General features: G+C 59.5%; 2 protein-coding genes. One reads left to right on the top strand and one right to left on the bottom strand.

Annotated features, from left to right (window positions below; all coding sequences use genetic code 11):
- Positions 1 to 587, bottom strand: a 587-nt coding sequence (locus NW820_RS12670; RefSeq protein WP_414407677.1) for a ribonuclease III family protein, incomplete at its 3' end; no start/stop codon positions are given.
- A gap of 153 nt (positions 588 to 740) precedes the next feature.
- Between NW820_RS12670 and NW820_RS12665 the strand changes: the two genes are divergently transcribed.
- On the top strand, positions 741 to 1,034 hold a 294-nt coding region (locus NW820_RS12665), incomplete at its 3' end, for a hypothetical protein (protein ID WP_414407676.1).

The raw sequence follows: 1,034 nt of genomic DNA, 5'->3' as shown, positions 1-1,034 counted from the left end.
TCCTGGGCGGCCACCAGGCGGTATTCCGGCAGGCTGCCCCAAAGGCGTTGGGTGAGTTCTTGCAGGGCTGCTTTGGGGTTGCGCCGAGTGGGGTCTTGAAACCACTGCTCCACTCGTCGGTGTAGATAGGGATCCAGCCAGGGATGCAGCCTGGGCAGCGTGTAAATACCCCAACTGAGATAAAAAGCCCCAAGCAGAGCCTCGAAAGCATCCGCCAGCCGCCGACCCCGTCCGGCCAAGTCGTTTTGAGAGCTGGATCCCACCTCGAGGTAGCGATCCAAGCCGTGCAGATCCGCCAGTTCTGCCAGGTAAGCATCGCTGGTCAGGTCGGAGCGAATCGCGGTCAGCTCTCCCACCGACAGATGGGGATAGGACTGAAACAAGAATTCTGTGACCAAAATTCGCAGGACAGAATCCCCCAACAACTCCAGCCGATCGTTGTTCCGTCGGCCATCCAGAGAAGGGTGAATCAGAGCCTGATCCAGCAGATCCCAACGCAGTTGTTCCAGCAAAGCCGGATCCCTGAATCCAAGGCGGGCCAGCAAATGCTCCAAGGCACGGCGACGGGGCGGGATCAACTCAACCATACACTCAGGTGCTGACGTTGCCTTAGCGGTCAGAACTGCACAGCTTGCAACCATTTTGACCTGAGCCATCTCACCCAGGCCGGGATCCCCGCTCAGGCGGTAAGCCAGCTATGCTACAGGAGTAGTATAGGCTTTTCGAGGGAGGATCCCTGCGTGCCCATTCGCGCCCATTCCCCCATTCCCACGACTCAGATGGAAGTGACCAGCATTCGGCTGGAACGTGAGCTGAAGCAGCGACTGAAGGCGTTGGCCGGAAATCGGGGCTACCAGGCCCTCATACGGGAAATTCTTTGGAGCTATGTCCTACGCCACTCTCAAGGGGCTGCCACCCTCAGTCCTGAGGATATTCGGGCCAGCTTCCCGGCCACGGCCCACCAAGCCCAATGCTGTGCTCTCACCGGACGGGCCATTCAACCGCAGGAGCCAATGTTGCTGGGGTGGACCACC

Source organism: Synechococcus sp. R55.7 (assembly GCF_047461955.1).
Taxonomy (GTDB): domain Bacteria; phylum Cyanobacteriota; class Cyanobacteriia; order Thermostichales; family Thermostichaceae; genus Thermostichus.
The sequence above is the reverse complement of the archived record's forward strand: the minus strand, read 5'-3'. Positions and strand labels throughout refer to the sequence as shown.